This is a genomic window from Streptomyces sp. NPDC101166 (genome assembly GCF_044768125.1).
GTDB lineage: Bacteria > Actinomycetota > Actinomycetes > Streptomycetales > Streptomycetaceae > Streptomyces.
Genome location: NZ_JBIWPF010000005.1, coordinates 301343 through 327787, shown reverse-complemented (window position 1 = coordinate 327787; position 26445 = coordinate 301343). Strand labels below are relative to the sequence as shown.

At 70.3% G+C, this 26445-nt stretch carries 24 protein-coding genes; 2 read left to right on the top strand and 22 right to left on the bottom strand.

The window, feature by feature from the left end; translation table 11 throughout:
- The 10 genes from mltG to ACIRS4_RS12365 all read right to left on the bottom strand — a co-directional run bounded on the left by mltG (position 1) and on the right by ACIRS4_RS12365 (position 11275).
- The gene (gene mltG / locus ACIRS4_RS12410) at positions 1 to 1833 is read right to left on the bottom strand and encodes an endolytic transglycosylase MltG (protein WP_404193812.1); all 1833 of its coding nucleotides are present in this window, start codon (positions 1831 to 1833) and stop codon (positions 1 to 3) included.
- A 122-nt stretch (positions 1834 to 1955) separates the two neighbouring features.
- A complete protein-coding gene (gene ruvX, locus ACIRS4_RS12405; protein ID WP_130444670.1) occupies positions 1956 to 2420 on the bottom strand; it encodes a Holliday junction resolvase RuvX in 465 nt (154 codons plus the stop codon).
- A gap of 35 nt (positions 2421 to 2455) precedes the next feature.
- A complete protein-coding gene (gene alaS / locus ACIRS4_RS12400; protein WP_404193809.1) occupies positions 2456 to 5128 on the bottom strand; it encodes an alanine--tRNA ligase in 2673 nt (890 codons plus the stop codon).
- On the bottom strand, positions 5128 to 5490 hold the full coding sequence (locus ACIRS4_RS12395) for a hypothetical protein (RefSeq protein WP_404193806.1): 363 nt from the start codon (positions 5488 to 5490) through the stop codon (positions 5128 to 5130). The genes alaS and ACIRS4_RS12395 overlap by 1 nt, the downstream gene beginning before the upstream one ends.
- A 16-nt stretch (positions 5491 to 5506) precedes the next feature.
- Positions 5507 to 5947 carry a DUF948 domain-containing protein gene (locus ACIRS4_RS12390; RefSeq protein WP_130444501.1) on the bottom strand — a complete coding sequence of 147 codons (441 nt, stop codon included), beginning with the start codon at positions 5945 to 5947 and terminating at the stop codon, positions 5507 to 5509.
- A 205-nt stretch (positions 5948 to 6152) separates the two neighbouring features.
- Positions 6153 to 6767: a 30S ribosomal protein S4 gene (gene rpsD, locus ACIRS4_RS12385; protein WP_015661793.1), complete on the bottom strand. Its 615-nt coding sequence runs from the start codon at positions 6765 to 6767 to the stop codon at positions 6153 to 6155.
- A 278-nt stretch (positions 6768 to 7045) separates the two neighbouring features.
- The gene (locus tag ACIRS4_RS12380) at positions 7046 to 8401 is read right to left on the bottom strand and encodes a replication-associated recombination protein A (RefSeq protein ID WP_404193804.1); all 1356 of its coding nucleotides are present in this window, start codon (positions 8399 to 8401) and stop codon (positions 7046 to 7048) included.
- Positions 8402 to 8444: 43 nt separating this feature from the next.
- Positions 8445 to 9104, bottom strand: coding sequence for a vitamin K epoxide reductase family protein (locus ACIRS4_RS12375; protein WP_404193801.1), 660 nt, complete (start codon positions 9102 to 9104; stop codon positions 8445 to 8447).
- Positions 9105 to 9288: 184 nt separating this feature from the next.
- Positions 9289 to 10551: a histidine--tRNA ligase gene (hisS, locus tag ACIRS4_RS12370; protein WP_404193798.1), complete on the bottom strand. Its 1263-nt coding sequence runs from the start codon at positions 10549 to 10551 to the stop codon at positions 9289 to 9291.
- 13 nt (positions 10552 to 10564) lie between these two features.
- Positions 10565 to 11275 carry an MBL fold metallo-hydrolase gene (locus ACIRS4_RS12365; protein WP_402157294.1) on the bottom strand — a complete coding sequence of 237 codons (711 nt, stop codon included), beginning with the start codon at positions 11273 to 11275 and terminating at the stop codon, positions 10565 to 10567.
- A gap of 179 nt (positions 11276 to 11454) precedes the next feature.
- Here ACIRS4_RS12365 and ACIRS4_RS12360 point away from each other — a divergent pair, with 179 nt between their 5' ends.
- Complete coding sequence (locus ACIRS4_RS12360; RefSeq protein WP_404193794.1) at positions 11455 to 12270, top strand: peptidylprolyl isomerase; 816 nt, start codon at positions 11455 to 11457, stop codon at positions 12268 to 12270.
- A gap of 143 nt (positions 12271 to 12413) precedes the next feature.
- Positions 12414 to 13643, top strand: coding sequence for a DUF349 domain-containing protein (locus tag ACIRS4_RS12355; protein ID WP_404193791.1), 1230 nt, complete (start codon positions 12414 to 12416; stop codon positions 13641 to 13643).
- Between the two features lie 63 nt (positions 13644 to 13706).
- Here ACIRS4_RS12355 and ACIRS4_RS12350 read toward each other — a convergent pair whose 3' ends face one another.
- The 12 genes from ACIRS4_RS12350 to ACIRS4_RS12295 all read right to left on the bottom strand — a co-directional run bounded on the left by ACIRS4_RS12350 (position 13707) and on the right by ACIRS4_RS12295 (position 26445).
- The gene (locus ACIRS4_RS12350; protein ID WP_404193789.1) at positions 13707 to 16244 is read right to left on the bottom strand and encodes a RelA/SpoT family protein; all 2538 of its coding nucleotides are present in this window, start codon (positions 16242 to 16244) and stop codon (positions 13707 to 13709) included.
- A gap of 197 nt (positions 16245 to 16441) precedes the next feature.
- Entirely contained in the window at positions 16442 to 16981 is a 540-nt protein-coding gene (locus ACIRS4_RS12345; RefSeq protein ID WP_404193786.1) for an adenine phosphoribosyltransferase, read from the bottom strand.
- Positions 16978 to 18090 (bottom strand): protein translocase subunit SecF, encoded by a 1113-nt coding sequence (gene secF / locus ACIRS4_RS12340; RefSeq protein ID WP_404193784.1) that lies wholly within the window; start codon positions 18088 to 18090, stop codon positions 16978 to 16980. Before secF ends, ACIRS4_RS12345 begins: the two co-directional genes overlap by 4 nt.
- 3 nt (positions 18091 to 18093) lie before the next feature.
- On the bottom strand, positions 18094 to 19890 hold the full coding sequence (gene secD, locus ACIRS4_RS12335; protein ID WP_404193781.1) for a protein translocase subunit SecD: 1797 nt from the start codon (positions 19888 to 19890) through the stop codon (positions 18094 to 18096).
- 136 nt (positions 19891 to 20026) lie between these two features.
- Positions 20027 to 20545: a preprotein translocase subunit YajC gene (gene yajC, locus ACIRS4_RS12330; RefSeq protein ID WP_404193779.1), complete on the bottom strand. Its 519-nt coding sequence runs from the start codon at positions 20543 to 20545 to the stop codon at positions 20027 to 20029.
- Between the two features lie 220 nt (positions 20546 to 20765).
- Positions 20766 to 21836 (bottom strand): Holliday junction branch migration DNA helicase RuvB, encoded by a 1071-nt coding sequence (gene ruvB / locus ACIRS4_RS12325; protein WP_404193776.1) that lies wholly within the window; start codon positions 21834 to 21836, stop codon positions 20766 to 20768.
- 86 nt (positions 21837 to 21922) lie between these two features.
- Positions 21923 to 22528, bottom strand: coding sequence for a Holliday junction branch migration protein RuvA (gene ruvA / locus ACIRS4_RS12320; RefSeq protein WP_404193773.1), 606 nt, complete (start codon positions 22526 to 22528; stop codon positions 21923 to 21925).
- The gene (ruvC, locus tag ACIRS4_RS12315; RefSeq protein WP_404193770.1) at positions 22525 to 23064 is read right to left on the bottom strand and encodes a crossover junction endodeoxyribonuclease RuvC; all 540 of its coding nucleotides are present in this window, start codon (positions 23062 to 23064) and stop codon (positions 22525 to 22527) included. The genes ruvA and ruvC overlap by 4 nt, the downstream gene beginning before the upstream one ends.
- 141 nt (positions 23065 to 23205) lie before the next feature.
- Positions 23206 to 23958 (bottom strand): YebC/PmpR family DNA-binding transcriptional regulator, encoded by a 753-nt coding sequence (locus tag ACIRS4_RS12310; protein ID WP_404193767.1) that lies wholly within the window; start codon positions 23956 to 23958, stop codon positions 23206 to 23208.
- Positions 23959 to 24006: 48 nt separating this feature from the next.
- A complete protein-coding gene (pdxT, locus tag ACIRS4_RS12305) occupies positions 24007 to 24618 on the bottom strand; it encodes a pyridoxal 5'-phosphate synthase glutaminase subunit PdxT (RefSeq protein ID WP_404193764.1) in 612 nt (203 codons plus the stop codon).
- A gap of 7 nt (positions 24619 to 24625) precedes the next feature.
- On the bottom strand, positions 24626 to 25531 hold the full coding sequence (gene pdxS, locus ACIRS4_RS12300; protein ID WP_351097265.1) for a pyridoxal 5'-phosphate synthase lyase subunit PdxS: 906 nt from the start codon (positions 25529 to 25531) through the stop codon (positions 24626 to 24628).
- 371 nt (positions 25532 to 25902) lie between these two features.
- Positions 25903 to 26445, bottom strand: a complete 543-nt coding sequence (locus ACIRS4_RS12295; RefSeq protein ID WP_404193762.1) for a hypothetical protein — start codon at positions 26443 to 26445, stop codon at positions 25903 to 25905.

Here is a 26445-nt window from a genome sequence, read left to right as displayed (position 1 = left end):
TCAGTTCTTCTTGGCGCTTTCGTTGAACTTGTCCTTCAGCCGCTCGAATTCCGCGTAGGTCTTGGCGAATTCGGTCTTGTTCTGGCCGTCGGTAGCCACGAAGTAGATCCAGCCGTCGCTCGTCGGATTCAGCGCCGCCGCGAGTGCGTCCGCCCCGGGATTCCCGATCGGCCCCGGCGGCAGGCCCCGCTGCGTGTACGTGTTGTACGCGTCCTGGTTGCTGTTGATCTCGGACTCGCTGATGTGGATGTTGCTCTCGTTCTTCAGGTAGTTGAAGGTCGAGTCGAACTGCAGCTTCTGGTTGGTCTCGGTGTTCGTGGGCTTGAGACGGTTGTAGACGACCTCGGCCATCTTGCGGAAGTCGTCGTCGGTCTTGCCCTCGGCCTGGACGAGGCTGGCGACTGTGATGACCTGCAGCGGGTTCTCCAGGTCGAGCGCCGCGGCCTTGGCCTGGAGGTCGAACTTGCCGTAGGCGGCGTCGGCCCGCCCGATCATCTCCTTGAGCACCACCGCGGGCTTCATGCCCTTCGCCGCGGCATAGGTGCCCGGGCAGAGGAAGCCCTCCAGCGGGTCCTTGATGTCCTTGTCGCTGTTCGCCCACTCGGGCAGTCCGAGATTCTTGTACTCCTTCTCCGCCACCTTTCGCGTGGTGCCGGAGGCGAGACCGAGTTTCTGGTCGATCACCTTGTAGATCTGAATGTTGCGCTGGCCGGGCGCGACGATCATATTGGCCTGACTCTTCGGGTCGAGCATCATTTCCACGGCGCTCTTCGCGGACATCTGCTTCTTCAGGATGTACGCGCCGGCCTGGATGTTCCCGCCGTCGGGATTCTGCGTCATCGCGGAGACGAACGCGTCCACGCTCTTGACGACACCCGCGTCCTTCAGCCGGCGGCCGATGTCGGCGCCGCCCGCACCCTTGGGGATCTCGATGCTCACGGCCTGCCCGGTGCCCTCGCCCGTGTAGTCCGGGGCCGTGCCGTAACGATTCTGGTAGAACTGGTAGCCGAAGTATCCGACGCCGCCGATACCGCCGCCGAACACGAGCACGACGAACAGGCAGGCGAATCCATTGCGGCGCTTCTTGCCCTGGGGATCCTTGCCCTTGCCCGCCACGCCGCCGCGGCCCCGGCCGCGCCCGCCCCGGCCGCCCGGCTCGTCGTCGTCCTCGTCGGCATCGCCGCCCGGGTCGCCCTGCTCGCCGCGACCGGGCGGGCCGGCCGTCTGCGCCGTGCCCGGCCCGTCGCCCGCGAAGAAGGGGTGCGCGTCCTCCTCCGGGCCGGACGCGAACTCCGACTGCTCCTCGGGGCCTGGCTCGGCCCGCCGGCGTGCGGGCGGCTCAGGTGGCGGATAGGCGTCCGGTGTGCCGTAGAGGTCCGGCTGCTCGGCGCCGTAAGCGGTTGCCTGCTGGCCGTACGGATCCCCGGGATCGGCCGCGTAGGGCACGTGCGCGTGCGTGCCGGTGCCGTCCCAGCCGCCCTCCTGGTACGCCTGCGGTCCGCCGTGCTGGGCGAACTGCTGGTTCTGGTCCGGGTATTGACCCGGCCCGGGGTACTGCTGCTGGCCCTGACCGGCGTAGTGCTGAGGGTCGTAGGGCTGCTGGTGCTGCTGACCGTACGCATGCTGGTCGTACTGCTGCGCCTGTCCGTCGCCCCAGTCGCCGTATCCCGGCTGCTGCGGCTGCTGCGGCTGCTGCGGGTAGTGCTGCGGCTGGCCGCCGTAGGCAGGCTGATGGCCGGCGTGGGCCTGCTGCCCTTCCCATCCGCCGTCCCCGTACAACGGGTCCTCGGGATGCCACGGTTCGGAGCCTGGGCCCCGGCCATACTCAGTCATCGATCCCCTAGAGCCGCGAGGCGGCGGTCGCGCGGCTTGTGGACCGGGCAGCCGTTCCGCCTCTCTTTGTGCGGCGGCTGTTCGAACACCGCCGCATCGCGCGGAACGTTACCGTATCGCGATCAGATGACCACTTCGACGCCCTCACCCGGTGCTGTACCTGACACCCGTTCGGATTCGAGCGCCTGTTGGAGGATGATCACAGCGGCTGCCTGGTCGACGACGGAGCGTCCCTTCTTGGACTTCACCCCGGCGGCGCGCAGTCCCTGACTGGCCGTCACGGTCGTCATCCGCTCGTCCACGAGCCGGACCGGCACCGGTGCGATCCCCTTCGCCAACTCCTGTGCGAACGCACGGACCTTGACCGCGGCCGGGCCCTCGCCCCCCTTGAGGGAGCGGGGCAGACCGACGACGACCTCGATCGGCTCGTACTCCTCGACCAGTTGCCGCAGCCGCCGGTGAGCGGCCGGCACATCCCGGCCGGGGACCGTCTCGACCGGGGTGGCGAGGATCCCGTCGGGGTCGCAGGAGGCGACGCCGATCCGGGCGTCCCCGACGTCGATCGCGAGGCGACGGCCGCGGCGCATGCCCCGGCCGTCCCCGCTCGTCATCGTGACGTCGCTCACTTGGCAGTTTCCGCCACGAGGCGCTCGACGGCGTCGACGGCGTCGACGACGGCCGCCGGGTTCTGACCGCCGCCCTGGGCGACGTCCGGCTTGCCGCCACCGCCTCCGCCGAGCGTCTTGGCGGCGGCCCGCACGAGATCGCCGGCCTTCAGACCGCGCTCGCGGGCGGCCTCGTTGGTGGCGATGACCGTGAGCGGCTTGCCGCCCGCGACGGTGAACAGGGCCACGACGGCGGCCCGCCCGCCCTGGATGCGACCGCGCACGTCCAGGACCAGCTTGCGCAGGTCGTCGGCGGTCGTGCCGTCGGGCACCTGTCCGGCCACCAGAGCGACGCCACGTACGTCCTTGGCGGAACCGGCGAGACCGGCGGCGGCCTGGAGGACCTTCTCGGCGCGGAACTTCTCGATCTCCTTCTCGGCGTCCTTCAGCTTGCCGAGCATGGCCGAGACCTTCTCCGGGAGCTCCTCCGGACGGCCCTTGATCAGCTCCTGGAGCTGGGCCACGACGGTGTGCTCACGGGCCAGGAAGTTGTAGGCGTCGACGCCGACGAGAGCCTCGATACGGCGCACGCCCGAGCCGATCGACGACTCGCCGAGCAGCTTCACCAGGCCCAGCTGGGCGGTGTTGTGCACGTGCGTGCCGCCGCACAGCTCCTTGGAGAAGTCGCCGATGGTGACGACACGGACCCGCTCGCCGTACTTCTCGCCGAACTCGGCGATGGCGCCCTGCTTCTTGGCCTCGTCGATGCCCATGACCTCGGCCTGGACGTCCAGGTCGCGGGCGAGCACCTCGTTGATCTTCTGCTCGACGTCGGTCATCACGGCCGTCGGAACGGCGGACGGCGAGCCGAAGTCGAAGCGGAAGCGGCCGGGCTGGTTCTCCGAACCGGCCTGGGCGGCCGTCGGGCCGAGCGCGTCGCGCAGGGCCTGGTGGGTGAGGTGCGTGGCCGAGTGGGCGCGGGCGATGGCCGTACGGCGGCGGCCGTCGATCGAGGCCAGGGCCTTGGCGCCGACGGTCACCTCACCGAACTGCACGACCCCCTTGTGGACGTACACGCCGGGGACCGGCTTCTGGCAGTCGCGGATCTCGATGACCGCGCCGGAGTCCACCTTGATCTTGCCGGTGTCGCCGATCTGGCCGCCGCCCTCGGCGTAGAACGGGGTGCGGTCCAGGACGATCTCGACCTCGTCGCCCTCGGTGGCGGCCGGCGAGGAGACGCCGTCGACGAGGATGCCGACGACGGTGGACTCGCTCTCGGTGTCGGTGTAGCCGATGAAGTCGGTGGCGCCGGCCTGGTCGGCGATCTCGCGGTAGGCGCCGGTGCCGGCATGCCCGGTCTTCTTGGCCTGGGCGTCGGCCTTGGCGCGCTCCCGCTGCTCCTTCATCAGGCGCCGGAAGCCGTCCTCGTCCACGGAGAGGCCCTGCTCGGCGGCCATCTCCAGGGTGAGGTCGATCGGGAAGCCCCAGGTGTCGTGGAGCAGGAAGGCCTTGTCGCCGGGCAGGACCGTGCCGCCGCCGGCCTTGGTGTCCGTGACGGCCGTGTCGAGGATGTTGGTGCCGGCCTTCAGCGTCTTGAGGAAGGCGTTCTCCTCGGCGAGGGCGACCTTCTCGATGCGCTCGCGGTCGGTGATGAGCTCGGGGTACTGCTGGCCCATCATGCCGATCACGGTGTCGATCAGGTCCTTGACGACCGGGCCGGTGGCGCCGAGCAGGCGCATGTTGCGGATGGCGCGGCGCATGATGCGGCGCAGCACGTAGCCGCGGCCCTCGTTGCCGGGGGTGACGCCGTCGCCGATGAGCATCACGGAGGTGCGCATGTGGTCGGTGACCACACGCAGGGAGACGTCCGAGTCGTGGGCGTCGCCGTAGCGGACACCGGTCAGCTCGGTGGCCTTGGCGATGACGGCCATCGAGGTGTCGATCTCGTACATGTTCTGCACGCCCTGCAGAATCATGGCGAGGCGCTCGAGACCGAGGCCGGTGTCGATGTTCTTGCTCGGCAGCTCTCCGAGGATCTCGAAGTTGTCCTTGCCGATGCCCTCGCCCCGCTCGTACTGCATGAAGACGAGGTTCCAGATCTCCACGTACCGCTCGTCGTTGACGGCGGGGCCGCCCTCGACGCCGAACTCGGGGCCGCGGTCGTAGTTGATCTCGGAACAGGGGCCGCAGGGACCGGGGACGCCCATGGACCAGTAGTTGTCCTTCATGCCCAGGCGCTGGATGCGCTCCTTGGGCACGCCGACGACCTCGTGCCAGATGCGCTCGGCCTCGTCGTCGTCCTTGTAGACGGTGATCCACAGGCGCTCGGGGTCGAGCCCGTAACCGCCCTTGTCCTGGGGCGTGGTGAGCAGCTCCCAGGCGTACTCGATGGCGCCCTGCTTGAAGTAGTCGCCGAAGGAGAAGTTGCCGCACATCTGGAAGAACGTGCCGTGCCGGGTGGTCTTGCCGACCTCTTCGATGTCGGGGGTGCGCACGCACTTCTGCACACTGGTGGCGCGCGCCCACGGCGGCTTGACCTCGCCGAGGAAGTACGGCTTGAAGGGGACCATGCCGGCGGGGACGAGGAGCAGAGTCGGGTCGTCCGCGATGAGCGACGCCGAAGGCACGACGGTGTGCCCGCGCTCCTCGTAGAAGCTCAGCCAGCGGCGGCGAATCTCGGCCGACTCCATCAGTGGTCCTCATTCCGGTTGTACGAGTGCTTCGTCTGCGAGGGCGTCGGGGCGCCGACGCGCTTGGGGTGACTGCGGTCGTGCTCGATGGCGGCGAGCCGCCGGGGCGCGGGGAGTTCGGGGTCCTCGTGGATGCCGAGGGCCTCCTCCAGCTCGGCCTCCCGCTGGGCCATGTTGTCGCGGACGTCGAGCGCGAAGCCCACCGCGCGGTCCTTGAGGCGCGCTCCCGTCTCGAGTGCCTTGTTCGCCGCGGTCGCGGCGAGGCTCTCGGGGGTCAGCTGCCTCAGCTTGCGGTTGACCTTGGTGGTGGCCCACACGCCGGCGGCGACGCCGGAGGTGAACCAGAACGTACGACGGAACATCGCGGGGTCTCAGTCCCTACTTTCCACGGAGGTTCCACCGGCCGCGCCGCGACGCCGGGACGGTCCGGCCCACGATCACGGTCCGGCGGGACTCCTTGGCGGGTACGTCGTCCTTGCGGCCGCCGAGAGCACGGCGCACGCCGTAGCCGAAGGCGGCGACCTTCACCAAGGGGCCGCCGAAGGTGGAGGCGACCGTGGTGGACAGGGCGTGGGCGTTCGACGTGACTTCCTGGACGTCGGAGGCGATCGCGTCGACCCGGTCGATCTGGGTCTGCGCGGAGCGCACCGCCGAGGAGGCCTCCGCCAGCAGCGGGACGGCCTGGTCGGTCACGTCGGCGACCAGTTTGGTGGTAGCCCTGAGCGTCTGGGCCAGCCTCGCCAGCGCGAGCGCGAGGAAGGAGACCAGAATCGCCCAGAACACGGCCACCAGGATCCCGGCCACCTCACCACCGGACACCGCGCACCTGCTTCCGCTCTCGGCGACAATCAACGACATCGATCAGGGTTCCGAGCCTATCGCGCCGACGCCGCCGTTCCGTACTGGATAAGGGGGCCCTCGTAGTGTGCGCGCCCCGGGGTGCGCGAAGGCCCGCCGCCTCGCCCGCCCCGAGGGGCAGGGAGACGACGGGCCAGGGCGCGGAGGTCCTACGGCCTGCTGGGGATCAGCGGGCGTAGTACTCGACGACGAGCTGCTCGTCGCAGATGACCGGGATCTCCTTGCGGTTCGGCTCGCGGTCCAGGCGGAACGCCAGGGCCTTGAGGTTCACCTGGAGGTAGCGCGGGGTCTCGCCCTCGGGGGCGAAGCCGCCCTCACGGGCGATGGAGAAGAGGGTCTTCTCGCGGCTGCGCTCGCGGACCATCACGACGTCGTCGGGACGGACGCGGAACGAGGGCTTGTCGACCTTCTGGCCGTTGACCTCGATGTGGCCGTGGACGACCATCTGGCGGGCCTGGTAGATCGTGCGGGCGATGCCCGAACGCAGGACGAGGGCGTCGAGACGACGCTCCAGCTCGATGATCAGGGCCTCACCGGTCTTGCCCTGGACCTTGGAGGCACGCTCGTAGGCGCGGACGAGCTGGCGCTCGGACACGTCGTACTGCGCGCGCAGACGCTGCTTCTCGAGCAGACGGACCTTGTAGTCCGAGTTCTGCTTGCGGCCGCGGCCGTGCTCGCCCGGCGGGTAGGGGCGGGCCTCGAAGTACTTGACGGCCTTCGGGGTCAGCGCGATGCCGAGGGCACGCGACTTCTTGACCTTGGGGCGGGACTGGTTCGCCACGATCTCTCATTTCTCAGTGTTCGGCTCGTCAGGGTTGAGGGAGGTCGCATCCGCAGCCGGGGAAACCCTTCGCGCCCTGGTGGACGCGTTGGGCAGCCGCTCCCTGGTCTGGGCACATACGTGCAGCACGCGAGTGGCCCACCTACCGTGAAGGTGGTGGGCTGCCCGCGACACCATTCGAACGGTGCGCGACGCTCCTGGAACCCGCTGGGGGTTCCGGCTGGCCGTCCCGTTCTGACAGCACGGGACACAGCACTTCCGGAGAGTTTACAGGGTGGTCAGGACCGCTTCCGACCGAGGTGCTTCCTGGTCCACTCCACGGCGTCCGCGTACCGGGCCTCCGAGCCGTGCCGAGTCGGGGCGTAGTACTCGCGGTCCTTGATCTCGTCCGGCGCGTACTGCTGCGCCGCGATGCCCTCGGGCAGGTCGTGCGGGTAGACGTAGCCCTGGGCGTGCCCCAGTTTGGCGGCGCCCTTGTAGTGCCCGTCCCGCAGATGCGGCGGCACCGGACCGGCCAGGCCCTTGCGCACGTCGTCCAGGGCGGCGCCGATCGCGGTGGTCGCGGAGTTCGACTTGGGGGCCAGGGCGAGCGCGATGGTGGCGTGGCTGAGGGTGAGCGCGGCCTCGGGGAAGCCGATCATGGCGACGGCCTGGGCGGCGGCGACCGCGATGGGCAGGGCGTTCGGGTCGGCGAGGCCGATGTCCTCGCTGGCGGAGATCATCAGGCGGCGGGCGATGAACCGGGGGTCCTCGCCGGCCTCGATCATGCGGGCCAGGTAGTGCAGGGCGGCGTCGACGTCGGAGCCGCGGATGGCTTTGATGAGGGCGCTGGCGACGTCGTAGTGCTGGTCGCCGGCGCGGTCGTACTTCACCGCGGCCCGGTCGACCGTCTCCTCCAGCGTGGCGAGGGCGATCCCTGTCTCGCCCTTGTCGAGGGCGGCCCCGGCCGCCGCTTCCAGGGCGGTGAGGGCGCGCCGGGCGTCGCCGCCGGCGATCCGCAACAGATGCTCCTCGGTGTCCTCGGGGAGGGTGACGGCGCCCCCGAGACCGCGTTCGTCGGTGAGGGCGCGCCGCAGCAGACCGCGCACGTCGTCGTCGGTGAGGGGTTCCAGGGTGAGCAGCAGCGAGCGGGAGAGCAGCGGGGAGATGACCGAGAAGTACGGGTTCTCGGTGGTCGCCGCGATCAGCGTCACCCAGCGGTTCTCGACCGCAGGCAGCAGGGAGTCCTGCTGGGCCTTGCTGAAGCGGTGGATCTCGTCGAGGAAGAGGACGGTCTCCTTGCCGTAGGCCCCGGTGGCGCGGCGGGCGCCGTCGATGACCGCGCGGACCTCCTTGACGCCGGCGGTGATCGCGGAGAGCTCGACGAAGCGCTTGTCGGTGGCCTTGGAGACGACGTACGCCAAGGTGGTCTTGCCGGTGCCGGGCGGGCCCCAGAGGATCACCGAGGAGGGCCCGGCGGGGCCGCCCGCGCCCTCGCCGACGAGGCGGCGCAGGGGTGAGCCGGGTTTGAGCAGATGCTGCTGGCCCACGACCTCGTCGAGGGTGCGCGGACGCATCCGCACCGCCAGGGGGCTGCCGGCGGGCTCCTTCTCCTGGCGGTCTTCTGCTGCGGCGGTGAACAGGTCGGGCTCCACGCTGAAACCCTAAAACACCGCACTGACAATCCCTCCGGGACGGTCAGCTGGTCCAGAAGTCCCACCAGCGGGTGAGGACCAGCATGCCGATGATGCCGATGTGCAGTACCGGCAGGACCCAGGTGAACTCGCCGAAGAAGCCCTTCAGCCAGCGCGGGGCCGGGAGGAAGTCGTTGCGGATGTTGAACGAGGTCACGTACCAGAACATGATGATCGTCGCGACCCAGGCCAGTGAGCACCACAGGCACAGCGCGTTGATCCGGTACAGCGACTGGAACATCAGCCAGGCGCAGAAGGAGACGCCGAACAGGGTGCCCGCGTTGAAGGTCAGCCAGTACCAGCGGGGGAAGCGGGCCCGGGCGAGCAGGCTGATGCCGACGCAGACGACGATGCCGTAGGCGACGAGGCCGAGCATCGGGTTGGGGAAGCCGAAGACGGACGCCTGCTTGCTCTCCATGACGCTGCCGCAGGAGACCACGGGGTTCAGGCTGCAACCCGGCGTGAACGTCTCGCCTGCGACCTTGGCCTCGAGCAGCTTGAACTTGTCGATCGTGATGACCCACGCGGCGAGCAGACCGGCCGCGCCGGTGATCATCAGCAGCAGGGCGAACGCGCGGCTGCCGCCGGCCGTGCCCGGCGCGGTCGCCTCGGCGCGCTCCGGCTCGGGTTCGGTGTCCACGGCTTTCACTGTCGTCTTGCTCATCACGCCGATTCCGTCACTTGAGAGTTGGACGTTCCTCTGACAGGGCTCATTGTGCCGCACCCGGGCGTGAGTCCACCGTTCGGTGGACATAAAGAGGGATCGTCCGACGGGATGAATTCGCGCCCGCCGAGTTGACGTGGGAAGGGGCGCGCGGGGGCCAGGACTCCCCCGCGCGCCCGTCCCCTCAGCCCAGCCTCGACTCCAGCTCGGCCACGATCTCGTTCACGCCGACCGCCGTCTGCTCCCCGGACTCCATGTCCTTCAACTGCACGACACCCTCGGCGAGATCCCGCTCCCCGGCGACGATCGCGTAGCGCGCCCCGCTCCGGTTGGCGTTCTTCATCGCCCCCTTGAGTCCCTTCGCACCGTAGGAGAAGTCGGCCGCGACACCGAGCTTGCGCAGTTCGGTGACCTTGGCGAACAGCACCCGGCGGGCCTCCTCGCCGAGCGGCACCGCGAACACGCTGGTGGACGCGGGGAGTTCGAGCTCGACGCCCTCCGCCTCCAGGGCGAGGACCGTGCGGTCGACGCCGAGCGCCCAGCCCACGGACGGCAGCGCGGGACCGCCGATCATCTCCGACAGCCCGTCGTAGCGGCCGCCGCCGCCCACCGCGGACTGGGAGCCCAGACCGTCGTGGACGAACTCGAAGGTCGTACGGGTGTAGTAGTCCAGGCCGCGGACCAGCTTGGGGTCGTCCTCGAAGGAGACGCCCGCCGCGGTGATCAGCTCGCGGACCTCCTCGTGGTAGGCCTTGCACGCGTCGCACAGGTAGTCACGCAGCAGCGGGGCGTCCGTCAGCTGCTTCTGGACGTCCGGACGCTTGTCGTCGAGGACGCGCAGCGGGTTGATGTCGGCCCGGCGCAGCGTGTCCTCGTCGAGGTCCAGTCCGCGCAGGAAGTCCTGGAGCGCGGCCCGGTACACCGGCCGGCACTCCTTGTCGCCGAGGCTGTTGAGCAGGATGCGGAAGTCGCGCAGGCCCAGCGAGCGGTACGCCTGGTCGGCCAGGATGATCAGCTCGGCGTCGAGGGCGGGGTCCTCCGCGCCGATCGCCTCGGCGCCGACCTGGGAGAAGTGGCGGTAACGCCCCTTCTGCGGGCGCTCGTAGCGGTAGTACGAGCCGGAGTACCAGAGCTTGACCGGGAGGTTGCCGGCCTTGTGGAGGTTGGCCTCCAGCGCGGCGCGCAGCACGGAGGCGGTGCCCTCGGGGCGCAGGGCGAGCTTGGTGCCGCCCTTGGTCTCGAAGGCGTACATCTCCTTGGTCACGATGTCGGTGGACTCGCCGACTCCGCGCGCGAAGAGTTCCACGTTCTCGAAGCCGGGCGTCTCGATGTAGCCGTATCCGGAGTTGCGCAGCGGCGCGGCGATCGCCTCACGGACGGCGAGGTACTGGGCGGAGTCGGGCGGCAGAAGGTCGTACGTGCCCTTGGGGGCCTGAAAGGTGCTCACGGAAGGTCTCTCGTCACATTCCTCGTCGGGGAGCCCGAGGTGCTCCCTGGCCGTCGGCCGCCACCTGCCGCAGATACGGGTTGGCGGCGCGCTCCTGGCCGATGGTCGTCTGGGGGCCGTGGCCGGACAGCACCACGGTCGAGTCGTCGAGCGGCAGGCACACGCGTGCCAGCGAGTCGAGCATCTCGGCCATGTCGCCGCCGGGCAGGTCGGTGCGTCCGATGGAGCCGGCGAACAGCAGGTCGCCCGAGAAGAACACGGACGGGATGTCCGCGGTCTCGGGCATCCGGAAGGTCACCGACCCCTTGGTATGGCCCGGCGCGTGCGCGACGGACAGCTCCAGGCCCGCCAGCTCCAGCTTCGCGCCGTCGGACAGCTCCCGGACGTCGTCCGGCTCCCCCACCGTCAGCTCGCCCATCAGCGGCATTCCGATGGACCGCCCGAGCGCCTTCTCGGGGTCGCTCATCATGAACCGGTCCTCGGGGTGGATCCAGGCGGGCACGTCGTGCGCGCCGCACACGGGGACGACCGAGGCCACGTGGTCGATGTGGCCGTGGGTGAGGACGACGGCGACGGGCTTGAGCCGATGCTTTCTGATCGCTTCCTCGACTCCGGGGGCCGCCTGATGGCCCGGGTCGATGATCACGCACTCCTCACCGGCGGCGGGGGCGACGAGATAACAGTTCGTCCCCCAGGCCCCGGCGGGGAACCCGGCAATGAGCACGATCGTCCTTCGTTTGTATCGGTACGGGTGGCTTGCGAGCGACTGCGCCCGTCGTCAGAGCCTACCGGCGCTGCCGTTTCCTCAGCGAACCCATATACGGTACGGGGCACACGCAGGCGGACGGCTCACAAGACGCACGCGTACCCGTCGATGTACGAGACGCATGAGGAGAGAACCCGGTGGTCACCCAGGAACAGCGCAAGCGGCAGCTCGCCCGGGAGAAGTTCTTGCGGCAGCAGCAGCGCCGCACGGCCGCGCGGCGCAAGGCGCGTGTGCGCAACTCGGTGATCGCGTCCGTGCTCGGCGTGATCGTGGTGGGCAGCCTGACGCTCTACACCACGGGCGTCCTCAAGGACGACGACAAGACGAAGGCCAGCTCCGAGGCCAGCCCCGCCCCCTCGCCCAGCAAGGCCAAGGACCCGTGCGCGAAGCCGGCCGCCGGCTCCGTCAAGAAGGAGACCTGGAAGAAGGAGCCGGCGGTCACCGTCGACAAGTCGGCGAAGTACACGATGAAGCTGGACACGACCTGCGGCGCGATAGACATCGCGCTGAAGGCCTCGGCGGCCCCGCACACCGTGAACTCCTTCGACTTCCTGGCCTCCAAGGGGTACTTCGACCACACCAAGTGCCACCGGCTGACCACCAACGGGATCTACGTCCTGCAGTGCGGCGACCCGACGGGCAGCGGCAGCGGCGGTCCGGGCTACACCATCCCGGACGAGAACCTGAAGGACGCGAGCCTGAAGAACAACGTCTATCCGGCGGGCACGGTCGCGATGGCGAACACCTCGCAGCCCCACACGGGCGGCAGCCAGTTCTTCCTCGTCTACCAGGACAGTCCGCTGCCGCCCAGCTACACACCGTTCGGTACGGTGTCCGAATCGGGCATGGCGGTGCTGAAGAAGATCGCCGCCGCGGGTGAGAACACGGGAGCCGGTGACGGCGCCCCGAACGCGACGGTCGTGATCGACAAGGCGACGGTCTCGAAGTCCTGACGTCAAGCGTGCCGACCGGGCAATTTCGGTGGCGCTGGATGCGGACAGGCGGCCCGCCGGTCGCCTATGTTGGCCGTGACGAAACTGTGGACGATGCCCGGGGGCTCGAAAGCCCCTCGTCGGCATCATGTGGAGGAGGCGCTGTGAGCAGCGACCCGTGGGGCCGCGTCGACGAGACGGGGACCGTGTACGTGCGTACGGCCGACGGCGAGCAGGTCGTCGGTTCCTGGCAGGCGGGCTCCCCCGAGGAGGCACTTGCCTACTTCGAGCGCAAGTATGAGGGCCTGGTTGTCGAGATCGGCCTCCTCGAGAAGCGAGTCCAGACCACCGACCTGTCGGCGAAGGACGCCCAGGTCGCCATCGACCACATTCGCGAGCAGGTCGACGCGCATCACGCGGTCGGCGACCTGGACGCGCTGCGGACACGGCTGGACAAGCTGGTGGCAACGGTGGACGCGCGCCGCGAGGAGCGCAAACAGCAGCGCGCCAAGCAGTCCGACGAGGCCCGCAAGGCCAAGGAGGACCTGGTCACGGAGGCGGAGCAGCTGGCGCAGTCCGACCAGTGGCGGGCGGCCGGTGAGCGGCTGCGGGCCCTGGTGGACACCTGGAAGGGGTTGCCGAGGCTCGACCGCAAGTCGGACGACGAGCTGTGGCACCGGTTCTCGCACGCCCGCTCGGCGTTCTCCAAGCGGCGCAAGGCCCACTTCGCGCAGCTCGACGCGCAGCGCGAGGAGGCCCGCCGGACCAAGGAGCGGCTGGTCTCCGAGGCCGAGGCGCTGTCCGGTTCGACGGACTGGGGCCCGACGGCGGCGCGTTACCGCGAGCTGATGGCGGAGTGGAAGGCGGCGGGCCGCGCCCAGCGCGAGCACGAGGACGATCTGTGGAACCGCTTCCGCGGCGCCCAGGACGTCTTCTTCGCCGCCCGCAGCTCGGTCTTCGCCGAGCGGGACGCCGAGCAGTCGGAGAACCTGAAGCTGAAGGAGGAGCTGGCCGGCGAGGCCGAGAAGATCCTCCCGGTGACGGATCTGAAGTCGGCGCGGGCAGCGTTCCGTTCGGTCAACGAGCGGTGGGAGGCCATCGGCCATGTGCCGCGCGACGCCCGGCCGAAGGTCGAGGGCCGGATGCACGCGGTGGAGCGGGCGATCCAGGAGGCCGAGGAGGCCGAGTGGCGCCGGACGAACCCGGAGGCGCGTGCGCGTGCCGCGGGTCTGACCGGTCAGCTCCAGGCCGCCGTCGACAAGCTGAAGGGCCAGATCGAGCAGGCGCGCGCCCAGGGCAACACCGCGAAGGCGGAGAAGCTGGAGCGCGAGCTGGAGGGCCGTCAGGCTCTGCTGGACCAGGCGCTGAAGGGTCTGCAGGAGTTCGGCGGCTGACACGCACGCGTGAAGAGGCCCCCGCACCTTGGGTGCGGGGGCCTCTTCACGTGCTCTGCGGGCTTATTCGGACGGCCGACGGGCCGAGGTGACCCGGTAGACGTCGTAGACGCCCTCGACGCCGCGTACGGCCTTCAGGACGTGTCCCAGGTGCTTGGGGTCGCCCATCTCGAAGGTGAAGCGGGAGGTGGCGACCCGGTCGCGGGAGGTCTGGACGGCCGCGGAGAGGATGTTGACGTGCTGGTCGGACAGGACGCGGGTGACGTCCGACAGGAGCCGGGAGCGGTCGAGGGCCTCGACCTGGATGGCGACCAGGAAGACCGAGGACTGCGTCGGCGCCCATTCCACGTCGAGGATGCGCTCGGGTTCGCGGGACAGTGACTCCACGTTGACGCAGTCGCTGCGGTGAACCGATACGCCACTACCGCGCGTGACGAACCCGATGATCGGGTCGCCGGGGACGGGCGTACAGCAGCGGGCGAGCTTGACCCACACGTCGTCGACGCCCTTGACCACGACCCCGGGGTCGTTGTTGCTGCGCCGCTTGCGGCCGCGAGTGCGGGACGGCGGGACCGCCTCGTCGATCTCCTCGGTGGCCGCCTCCTCGCCGCCGAGGGCCTGCACCAGCTTCTGCACGATGTTCTGCGCGGAGACGTGGCCCTCGCCGATCGCCGCGTACAGCGCGGAGATGTCCGAGTACCGCATCTCGTGCGCGAGCGTCACCAGCGAGTCGCCGGTGAGGATGCGCTGGATCGGCAGGTTCTGCTTGCGCATCGCGCGGACGATGGCGTCCTTGCCCTGCTCGATCGCCTCGTCGCGGCGCTCCTTGGAGAACCAGGCCCGGATCTTGTTGCGGGCCCGCGGCGACTTGACGAAGTTCAGCCAGTCCCGGGACGGTCCGGCCCCGGCCGCCTTGGAGGTGAAGACCTCCACCAGGTCGCCGTTGTCGAGGGTCGACTCCAGCGGCACCAGACGCCCGTTGACCCGGGCTCCTATCGTGCGGTGGCCCACCTCGGTGTGCACCGCGTAGGAGAAGTCCACCGGCGTGGCCCCGGCCGGGAGCGCTATCACGTCGCCCTTGGGCGTGAAGACGAAGACCTCGTTGCGGGACAGGTCGAAGCGCAGGGACTCCAGGAACTCGCCGGGGTCCTCCGTCTCCTTCTGCCAGTCGAGCAACTGGCGCAGCCACGCCATGTCGTTGAGGTGGTCGTCCTTGCCCTTGCCGGAGGACTTGGGCGCGTCGGTGCGCACCTTGGAGGCGCCGGCGACGGCTTCCTGCTTGTACTTCCAGTGCGCGGCGATGCCGTATTCGGCGCGGCGGTGCATGTCGAAGGTGCGGATCTGCAGCTCGACGGGCTTGCCGTTGGGGCCGATGACCGTCGTGTGCAGCGACTGGTACATGTTGAACTTGGGCATCGCGATGTAGTCCTTGAACCGGCCGGGGACCGGGTTCCATCGCGCGTGCACGGTGCCGAGGGCCGCGTAGCAGTCGCGGACGGTGTCCACGAGGACGCGGATGCCCACGAGGTCGTAGATCTCCGCGAAGTCACGGCCGCGGACGATCATCTTCTGGTAGACGCTGTAGTAGTGCTTGGGGCGGCCGGTGACGGTGGCCTTGATGCGGGCGGCGCGCAGGTCGGCCTGGACCTCGTCGGTCACTATGGCCAGGTACTCGTCGCGCTTGGGGGCGCGTTCGGCGACGAGGCGGACGATCTCGTCGTACATCTTGGGGTAGAGGATCGCGAAGGCGAGGTCCTCCAGTTCCCACTTGATGGTGTTCATGCCCAGGCGGTGGGCGAGCGGCGCGTAGATCTCGAGGGTCTCGCGCGCCTTCTTCTCCTGCTTCTCGCGCTTGAGGTAGCGCATGGTGCGCATGTTGTGCAGGCGGTCGGCGAGCTTGATGACCAGGACGCGGGGGTCCTTGGCCATGGCGACGACCATCTTGCGCACGGTCTCGGCCTGCGCGGCCTCGCCGAACTTGACCTTGTCCAGTTTGGTGACGCCGTCGACGAGGAGGGCGACGGTGTCGCCGAAGTCGCGGCGCAGCTGGTCGAGGCCGTACTCGGTGTCCTCGACGGTGTCGTGGAGCAGGCCCGCCATGAGGGTGGCCGGATCCATGCCGAGTTCGGCGAGGATGGTGGTCACCGCGAGGGGGTGGGTGATGTAGGGGTCGCCGCTCTTGCGCTTCTGGCCGCGGTGCCAGCGCTCGGCGACCTGGTAGGCCTTCTCGATCTGGCGGAGCGTGGCCGTCTCGATCTTCGGGTCGTTGCTGCGGACGATCCGCAGCAGCGGTTCCAGGACCGGGTTGTAGGGGTTGGCGCGCTGGACGCCGAGCCGGGCGAGGCGGGCGCGGACGCGGTTGGAGGAGCCGGAGCGGGCCGGCGGCTGCGCTGCGGCCTGCCGGGAGACGGGCGCGGGCTCGGAGCGCTCGGGCGGGGCCGGCTTGGGGCGGGACTCCCCGGCGGGCTTGTCGACGGGCGCGGAGCGGTCGTGCTCGACCGGCCCGCGGGCGTCGTCGTGCGCGTGCGACGCGGGCGTGGCCGCGGGCGCCGAGGCGGACTCGGGCTTGGCGGCGGTCAGGTGCTGGGCCTCGTCTGGCAAGAGGACTCCTCGTGCGCGATCCGGGTCCCCGGTCAGGCTCCGGAGCACCCATCGTAGCGATGCCGGGCCGCGGGATCGCCTTCAGTCCGGTGTGAGAGCCGTCTACCCGTGCAACACGAGGGGCGGGCGCCGGATTCCTCCGGGCCCGCCCCCTGTTCGTATCGCGTTCGCGTCGCGTTCCGTCTCAGATCGCTGTCTCAGACGGTGAGCAGCGCCTCCAGGGGCGCGTCGGCCAAGGCTGGCTCCAGGCGGGGCCGGCCGTCGAGGAAGCCGAGCTCCATCAGGACGGCGACGCCGGCGACCTGGGCGCCCGCGCGGTGGATGAGCTGGATCGACGCCTCGGCGGTGCCTCCGGTGGCGAGGACGTCGTCGACGATCAGGACACGGTCGTCGGCGGTGAGGTCCTCGGCGTGGATCTCGATCTCCGCCGAGCCGTACTCCAGATCGTAGGCCTGGGCGAGGGTCGCTCCGGGGAGCTTGCCCGCCTTGCGGACCGGTATGAAGCCGATCCCGGCCCGGACGGCGACCGGGGCGCCCAGGATGAAGCCCCGGGCCTCCAGGCCGACGATCTTCGTGGCGCCGGTGCGCACGGCGATCTCGGCGAACGCGTCGGTGAGCGCGGTGAATGCCGCCGGGTCCGCGAGCAGCGGGGTGATGTCCTTGAACATCACGCCCGGCTCGGGGTAGTCGGCCACGTCCCGGATGCGGCTGAGCAGGAGTTCCTTCACGTCGGTCATCGGCGCTTCCCCGAGGGTCGGCCGCGGCCCCGGCTGCGGGACGCGGGCTGGGCGCGCGGGCCGACGACGGCGGCCGCGTCCTCCGGCTCGGCGCCGTGCGCGTCGCCGTCGTGGGACCGGGTGAACTCCTCGTCGCCGGAGGACTGGGCGCGCTTGGCCAGAACCCGCTTCTTCAGGGCCCTCAGCTGCGGCTCGCGCTCCTTGAGGTCGGCGACGAGCGGCGTGGCGATGAAGATCGACGAGTAGGCGCCGGCCGCGAGACCGACGAACAGCGAGAGCGAGATGTCGTTGAGCGTGCCCGCGCCGAGGAAGCCGCCGCCGATGAACAGCAGGCCGGCGACCGGCAGGAGGGCGACCACCGTGGTGTTGATGGAGCGGACCAGGGTGCCGTTGATCGACCGGTTGGCGACCTCGCTGTAGGTGAAGCGGGTCTGCTTCGTGAGGTCCTTCGTCTGCTCCTTGAGGGAGTCGAAGACGACGACCGTGTCGTACAGCGAGTAACCCAGGATGGTCAGCAGACCGATCACGGTGCCCGGGGTGACCTCGAAGCCGACGAGGGCGTAGATGCCGACCGTGATGGTGATGTCGTGGATCAGGGCGACGAGCGCGGCGATGGCCATGCGCCACTCGAACGCGATCGCCAGGTAGATCACGACCAGGACCATGAAGATCGCCAGGCCCTGCCAGGCCTTGGCGGCGATCTGGTCACCCCAGCTGGGGCCGACCAGGTCGGCGGCGATGGCCTCGGAGTCGACCTCGAAGTCCTCGGCGAGGGCCTTCTTGACCTTGTCGGACTCCTTGGTGTCCATGCCGGCGATCTGGATGCGCAGCGAGCCGTCGCCGAGCTTCTGCACGACCGCCTCATGACCGGCCGCCTCCTCGGCGGCGTGCTCCGCCTCGGAGACGGAGACCGAGGTGCCCTTCGCCGTGGTGAAGACGGCGCCGCCCTGGAAGTCGATGCCCATGTTCAGGCCGCGCACCGCCAGGCCGACGATGGCCGTGATGGTGATCAGGATCGAGATGCCGTACCAGAGCTTGCGGTGACCGATGAAGTCGTAGCTGACCTCGCCACGGTGCAGTCGGGCGCCGAGGTTGCCGAGTTTCGACATCGCTCAGGCCTCCTTCGTCTCGACGGGGCCGGCTGCGGGACCGGCGGGACGGCGGGTGCGGCGCAGCGGCGGCTGGGCACCCAGGCTCTTCGGGTCGAGGCCGGACCACTTGTGACCGCCCGAGAAGAACTTGCGGCGCGCCGCCAGCGTCATGAGCGGCTTGGTGAAGAAGAAGACCACGACGACGTCGAGCACGGTGGTCAGACCCAGCGTGAACGCGAAGCCCTGGACCTTGCCGACGGTGACGACGAACAGCACGGCGGCGGCGAGGAACGACACGAAGTCGGAGACCAGGATGGTCCGCCGGGCGCGCGGCCAGGCCCGCTCGACCGCGGGGCGTAGGGAGCGGCCCTCGCGGATCTCGTCCCGGATCCGTTCGAAGTAGACGATGAACGAGTCGGCGGTGATGCCGATGGCGACGATGGCGCCGCAGACGGCCGGCAGGTTCAGCGCGAAGCCGATCGCCGGGCCGAGCAGCGACATCAGGACGTAGGTCAGGGCCGCGGAGACCAGCAGCGAGGCGATCGCGATGGTGGACAGCCCGCGGTAGTAGACCACCAGGTAGAGCACGACGAGGGCGAGGCCGATGGCGCCGGCGAGGAGACCGGCGTGCAGCTGGTCGCCGCCGAGCGCCGCGGTCACCGTCGTGACGCTCTGCTCCTGGAAGGAGAGCGGGAGGGCGCCGTAGGACAGCATGTTGGCGAGGCTCTGGGCCTCTTCCTGGCTGAAGCTGCCGGAGATCTGGGCTTGGCCGCCGGTGATGGCGGAGTTGACGAAGGGGCTGGAGACGACCTCGCCGTCCAGGACGATGCCGAACTGGTTCTGCGGGTCCTGGTTCTGCGCCAGCTTGCCGGTGATGTCGGCGAACTTCTTCGCGCCCTTGGAGTTGAACTCCATGGTGACCTGCCAGCCGGCGGCGGTCTGGGTGTCGTACACCGCCTGGGCCTTCTTGACCTCGGTGCCGTCCACGGCGGCCGGGCCGAGCAGGTACTTGTACCAGATGCCCTTGATCTCGCCGCAGCCGACGGCGGCGGCGCCGGGCTCGGCGTTCTCGCCGGCCTTGGAGCGGACGTCCGGCTTGGAGCAGTCGAGTTTCGCGTACTGCGCCTGCGCCGCCGCGTCGCCGGTGGCGGCGCTCGCGGGGGCCGAGGGGCTGGCGGAGGCGCCGGTGCTCGCCTTGGCGGAGGCGGACGGCGTGGCGTCGGCCTTCAGACCGTCGGTGAGGGCGCGGCCCTGCGGGCTCGCGGAGGCCGAGCCGCCCGACGAGGCCGACGGCGACGCGGGAGAGGAGGCCTTCTCGCCACCGGAGGCGCCGGCGGAGCCGCTGGCGGACGGGCTCGGCGAAGCGCCGGCCGAACCGCTGGCGGACGGGCTCGGCGAGCCGCCGGCGGCCGGGCCGGTGGGCTCGGCGGCCAGGACCGGGCGGAAGTACAGCTTGGCGGTGGTGCCGACCTGCTCCCGGGCTTCCTCGGAGTCGGTGCCCTTGGGGATGTTGACGATGATGTTGCTGTCGCCCTGGGTCTGCACCTCCGCCTCGGTGACGCCCAGGCCGTTGACACGACGGTTCATGATCTCGACCGCGGTGTCCATGTTGGCCTTGTTGATCGCGGACCCCTGGTCGGCCTTCGCCGCCAGCGTGATGCTGGTTCCGCCGGCCAGGTCGATGCCCAGCCTCGGCTTCGTGTGCCCGGAGAGGAACATCCCCCCGGTGAGCGCCACGATGGCGATCAGGATGAGGGCCAGCGAGCGCCCCGGCTTGCTCTGGGCATTCGCGCTCCGGCCCTTCTTAGGTGCTGCCACCTTCTCGTACTCCCTCTCGGGCCGTCTCGCGCCGGGTCAGCGCGGCGGCGGCCATGACATGGTGTCGGGATCCCCTATGTGCGAGATGCGCGCACCCGGGGTGCGCGGGTCCTGCCCGCGCGCCCCGGGGACGTGGCTACTTCTTCGCGTCGGAGTCGCCGTCGGTCTTCTTCGGCTCTTCGTCGGCCTGCTTCGGCTCCGCGACGGCGTCGGCGTCGGCGACCGGCTCCGTGGTCCCGGACGTCTCGTCCTTCTTGCCGAAGTCGACGGGCTTGTCGTCGGAGGCGGCGGCAGCGTCGGCGGAGCCGTCGGTGTCGGAGAGGGAGGAGGCGTCGTCGGGGACGACGTCGGAGTCGGACTTCAGGTCGTGCTCGATGCCGTGGACGATGCGGTTGTACTCGTCGTCGGTGAGGACGGCGCCGATCGCGTTCTTCGCGAAGAGCAGGTCCACCCCCGGGCCGGCGTCGAGGAGGACGGTGTCCTCGTCGACCTCCTTCACCGTCGCGTACATCCCCCCGATGGTGCGGACACCGCTGCCGGGCTGCATGTTGTTGCGCATGTCCACGGCCTGCTGCTGCTTCTTCTTCGCCGACCGGGTCATCAGGAACATGGCCCCGATGAGCACGAGGGGCAGGAAGAGGGTCATGAAACTCACGGGTCGGTTCTTCCTTCACACGACCGCGGTGCTGAGCGGCCTGATGGTTGGGGGAATGTGCGCTGCCGTCAAGGGCGGCATCGGCGGAGTCTAAGCGAGTCCGCGCGCAAGGAACAACGCTCAGCATGGCACCTGGGTTCCTGACCCGGCCAATGGCCTGGCCGATCACCGGCGCCCGCGCGCGTCACCGCCGCCCGAACAGGTCTCGCCGCGCGCGCCCTCATCCCCCGAACAGGTCCTGCTGCCCGTTTCCCGTGCCGGCCGGGCGGGGCGGGGTGAGGCCGAGGTGGGCCCAGGCGGCGGGGGTGGCGACGCGGCCGCGCGGCGTGCGGGCGAGCAGGCCCTCCCGGACCAGGAAGGGTTCGGCGACCTCTTCGACGGTCTCGCGCTCCTCCCCCACCGCGACGGCGAGCGTGGACAGGCCGACCGGGCCGCCGCCGAACAGCTTGAGCAGGGCTTGAAGGACCGCGCGGTCGAGACGGTCGAGGCCGCGGGCGTCGACCTCGTAGACGGCGAGGGCCGCGGAGGCGATCTCACGGGTGATGACGCCGTCGGCCTTGACCTGCGCGTAGTCGCGGACGCGGCGCAGCAGGCGGTTGGCGATGCGGGGCGTGCCGCGGGAGCGGCCGGAGATCTCGGCGGCGCCGTCGGTGTCGATCTCCACGTCGAGGAGGTGCGCCGAGCGGTGGACGACGCGCTGGAGTTCGGCCGGTTCGTAGAACTCCATGTGGGCGGTGAAGCCGAAGCGGTCGCGCAGCGGCGGGGGGAGCAGGCCCGCGCGTGTGGTGGCGCCGACGAGGGTGAAGGGGGGCAGTTCCAGCGGGATGGCCGTGGCGCCGGGGCCCTTGCCGACGATGACGTCGACGCGGAAGTCCTCCATGGCCATGTAGAGCATCTCCTCGGCGGGCCGGGACATGCGGTGGATCTCGTCGAGGAAGAGGACCTCTCCTTCCTGGAGGGAGGAGAGGATCGCGGCGAGGTCGCCGGCGTGCTGGATGGCGGGGCCGCTGGTGATGCGGATGGGGGCGCCCATCTCGGCGGCGATGATCATGGAGAGGGTGGTCTTGCCGAGGCCGGGGGCGCCGGAGAGCAGGACGTGGTCGGCGGTCGCGCCACGCGCGCGTGCGGCGCGCAGGACGAGGTCGAGCTGTTCGCGGACCTTCTCCTGGCCGATGAACTCGCCCAGGTCCTTGGGGCGCAGCGCGGCCTCGACGGCCTGGTCCTCACGGTCGGCGACAGAGCCCACCAGCCGCTCGGAGGCGGAGGTGTCGGTCGTGTCGTCCCAGTTCATGGAGTGTGCCTCGGAGGTCTCGGAAGTCGGCGGGGTGGAGGTTGCCGGGTCGGGTGTGCGTCGTGCTCGGACGGACGGCGGTCCGCTCAGCGGGCGCGGTTGAGGCTCTGCAGGGCCGCCTTGAGCAGCCGGCCCACCTGTGGCGTGCCCTCGGCGGCCTCGGCCTCGGGGGCGACCGCGGCAACCGCCTCGTCGGCCTCCCGGGTGGCGTACCCGAGGCCGATGAGGGCGGCGTGCAGCTGGTCGCGCCAGCTCTGGGTGACCGGGGCGCCGATCGCGGGCGCGCCGACGGGCTCGCCGAGACGGTCCTTCAGTTCGAGCAGCAGCTTCTGGGCGCCCTTCTTGCCGATGCCGGGGACGGCGACGAGCGCCTTCTCGTCTCCGGTGGCGACGGCGGTGCGCAGGGCGTCGGGGCTGTGCACGGCGAGCATGGCCTGGGCGAGCCGGGGGCCGACGCCGCTGGCGGTCTGGAGCAGCTCGAACACCTGACGCTCGTCATCGTCCACGAAGCCGTACAGAGTGAGGGAGTCCTCGCGGACGACCAGGGAGGTGGCGAGTTTCGCCGGCTGGCCCTGGCGCAGCGTGGACAGGGTGTTCGGCGTGCACTGGACGGCGATGCCGATGCCGCCGACCTCGACGACCGCGGAGTCGGGGGCGAGGGCGGCGACCGGTCCGCTGACGAAGGCGATCATGCCGTACGGCCTTTCGATGCTGTGGCTTCGTGCAGGGCGACGGCCTGCTGGAGTCGGTTCTGGGCGGGGGCGCGCCAGATGTGGCAGATGGCGAGGGCGAGCGCGTCGGCCGCGTCGGCGGGCTTGGGCGGTGCGCTCAGCCGCAGCAGGCGCGTGACCATCGCGCCGACCTGGGCCTTGTCGGCGCGCCCGCTGCCGGTGACGGCGGCCTTGACCTCGCTGGGCGTGTGCAGGGCGACGGGGATGCCGCGGCGGGCGGCGCAGAGCATGGCGACGGCGCTGGCCTGGGCGGTGCCCATGACGGTCCGCACGTTGTGCTGGCTGAACACCCGCTCCACCGCGACGTATTCGGGCCGGTGTTCGTCGATCCACTCCTCGATGCCCCGCTCGACGGCGACGAGGCGGTGGCCCAGTTCGGCGTCGGCGGGCGTGCGGACGACGCCCACGCCGAGCATGGTGAGCGGGCGCCCCGCCACTCCCTCGACCACGCCGACACCGCACCGGGTCAGTCCCGGGTCCACCCCCAGTACGCGCACCGACGCCCTCCCATCCCTGGCCGTCCTCGGCCTGTTCGTGCAGGCTATCGGGTCCCACTGACAGAGCGACGGGCCGACGGGGGTGTCCCGTCGGCCCGTCGAGAGTCGCGCGTGCGCCGCGTCGCCTGCGGTGCGCCTGCCTCAGGCGTCGACCTTCTCCATGACCTCGTCGCTGACGTCGAAGTTGGCGAAGACGTTCTGGACGTCGTCGCTGTCCTCGAGCGCGTCGATCAGCTTGAAGATCTTCTTGGCGCCCTCCTCGTCCAGCTCGACCTGCATGGTCGGGACGAAGTTGGCCTCGGCGGAGTCGTAGTCGATGCCGGCCTCCTGGAGGGCGGTGCGGACCGCGACCAGGTCGGTGGCCTCGCTGAGGACCTCGAACGACTCACCGAGGTCGTTGACCTCCTCGGCGCCCGCGTCGAGGACCGCGCCCAGCACGTCGTCCTCGCTCAGCTCGCCCTTGGGGACGATGATGACGCCCTTGCGGTTGAACAGGTACGACACGGAGCCCGGGTCGGCCATGGAGCCGCCGTTGCGGGTCATGGCGACGCGGACCTCGGAGGCGGCGCGGTTGCGGTTGTCGGTGAGGCACTCGATGAGCACGGCGACGCCGTTGGGGCCGTAACCCTCGTACATGATCGTCTCGTAGTCGGCGCCGCCGGCCTCGAGACCGCCGCCGCGCTTGACCGCGGAGTCGATGTTCTTGTTGGGGACCGACTGCTTCTTCGCCTTCTGGACGGCGTCGTAGAGCGTCGGGTTGCCCTCCAGGTCGACACCGCCCATGCGCGCCGCGACCTCGATGTTCTTGATGAGCTTCGCGAAGAGCTTGCCGCGCTTGGCGTCGATCACGGCCTTCTTGTGCTTCGTCGTGGCCCATTTAGAGTGGCCGGACATCTGCCTGTCTCCTTCGCGTAACCCATCCAGATACGAACGCCAGGAATCCTACAAGGACTCCGCCGTTCGGTTCGCGCGGACCATGTCGACGAAGAGGGCGTGCACCCGGTGGTCGCCGGTGAGCTCCGGGTGGAACGACGTGGCGAGCGCGTTGCCCTGACGCACGGCGACGATGTGGCCCTCGTGCTCGGCGAGCACCTCGGCGCCGGCGCCGACGGACTCGACCCAGGGGGCGCGGATGAAGACGCCCTCGACGGGATCGCCCGCGACGCCCTTGACGTCGAGCGCGGCCTCGAAGGACTCGTTCTGCCGCCCGAAGGCGTTGCGGCGCACGATCATGTCGATCCCGCCGACGGTCTCCTGGCCCGAGCGCGGGTCGAGGATCTTGTCGGCGAGCATGATCATGCCGGCGCAGGTGCCGTAGACGGGCATGCCGTCGCGTACACGCGCGCGCAGGGGCTCCATCACGCCGAAGAGGACGGCCAGCTTGGAGATGGTGGTCGACTCGCCGCCGGGCAGGACGAGACCGTCCACCTCGGCGAGTTCCTCGGGGCGCCGCACCGGCCTGGCCACGGCGTCGGCCGCGGCCAGGGCGACGAGGTGCTCCCGTACGTCGCCCTGGAGGGCCAGGACGCCGATGACAGGGACTTCGTGGGACATGGGGCGACTACCAGCCGCGGTTGGCGTAGCGCTCGGTCTCGGGGAGGGTGTCGCAGTTGATGCCGACCATGGCCTCGCCGAGGTTGCGGGACGCGTCCGCGATGATCTTCGGGTCGTCGTAGAAGGTGGTCGCCTTCACGATGGCGGCGGCGCGCTTGGCCGGGTCGCCGGACTTGAAGATGCCGGAGCCGACGAAGACGCCCTCGGCGCCGAGCTGGCGCATCAGCGCGGCGTCGGCCGGGGTGGCGACACCGCCCGCGGAGAACAGCACGACGGGCAGCTTGCCCAGCTCGGCGACCTCCTTGACCAGCTCGTAGGGGGCGCGCAGCTCCTTGGCGGCGGCGTACAGCTCGTGGTTGTCGAAGCCGCGCAGGCGGGCGATCTCGTTCTTGATCTGGCGCAGGTGGCGGACCGCCTCGACGACGTTGCCGGTGCCGGCCTCGCCCTTGGAGCGGATCATCGCGGCGCCCTCGGCGATACGGCGCAGGGCCTCGCCCAGGTTGGTGGCGCCGCACACGAACGGGGTGGTGAACGCGAATTTGTCGGAGTGGTTGACCTCGTCGGCCGGGGTGAGGACCTCGGACTCGTCGATGTAGTCGACGCCGAGGGACTGCAGGACCTGGGCCTCCACGAAGTGGCCGATGCGCGACTTGGCCATGACCGGGATGGAGACGGCCTCGATGATGCCCTCGATCATGTCCGGGTCGGACATACGGGCGACGCCGCCGTCCTTGCGGATGTCGGCCGGGACCCGCTCCAGCGCCATGACGGCGACGGCGCCCGCGTCCTCCGCGATCTTGGCCTGCTCCGGCGTGACGACGTCCATGATCACGCCGCCCTTGAGCTGCTCGGCCATGCCGCGCTTCACGCGCGCGGTGCCGGTCTCGGGAGCCTGGTTCTCGGTGCTGGACACGGGTTGACCTCACTGGGGTGGAAGAGGGTGTGGTGCAGCACCGAGGAAACGGCAGCCGACCAGTCCACAGCAAGGGCCAATGGGAAGGCGGTGGATTTTTTTCGCCGCCAGGCCGGGCCGGCGCGGGACGAGCCAGGCCGGGCCGGCCTCGGTCCGGTCAGGCCCGGTGGGCCCGGTCCGCCCCGCGCATGTCAGACCCGGCCCCGGTCCGGTCAAGCAACCCGGTCGGCCCCGGGTCCGGTCAGGCCCGGTCCGCCCTGGGCAGGTCAGACCCGGTCGGCCCCCGGTCCGGTCAGACCCGGTCGGCCCGGTCCGGTCAGACCCGGGGGCCCCCGGGGAGGTCAGACCCGGCCCGGTCAGACCCGGTCGGGTCAGGCGGCGCGGTCGGCGAGGGCGGCCGGGGGCTCGTCGTCCATCTCGAAGGCCATCGGGAAGGGCGCGTGCCCGGCCAGCCGGAACCAGCGCACCTTGCGGTGCTCGCGCAGCCTGCGGGCCGCGCCGACGGCGTCGTTGTGGAAGCGGCGGGCCATGGGGACCCTGCGGACGGCCTCGGTGAGCTCGCGGGCGGCCTCCTCTCCCCCGGGCGCCTCGCGCACGACCTCCACCTGCTGCGTCTCCGCGAAGACGGCTCGCAGCGCCTGGCTCAGCTCGCTCTCGGCGACCTCCCGCAGCTCCTCCTCGGCCTGCCGGGCGGCGTGCGCGGCCTCGTAGAGCACCATCGAGGCGGCCGGATCGAGCACCCCGGAGGTGGCCAGCTCCTGGGTCACGGACGCTCGGCGCAGCAGTTGCGCGTCCAGTGCGGCGCGGGCGGCGTCGATGCGCGCGTGCAGCCGGTCCAGGCGTCCCGCGGTCCAGCTCAGGTACAGGCCGACGGCCAGGAGGACGACGAGGATCCAGACGACGGTGGTGATCAC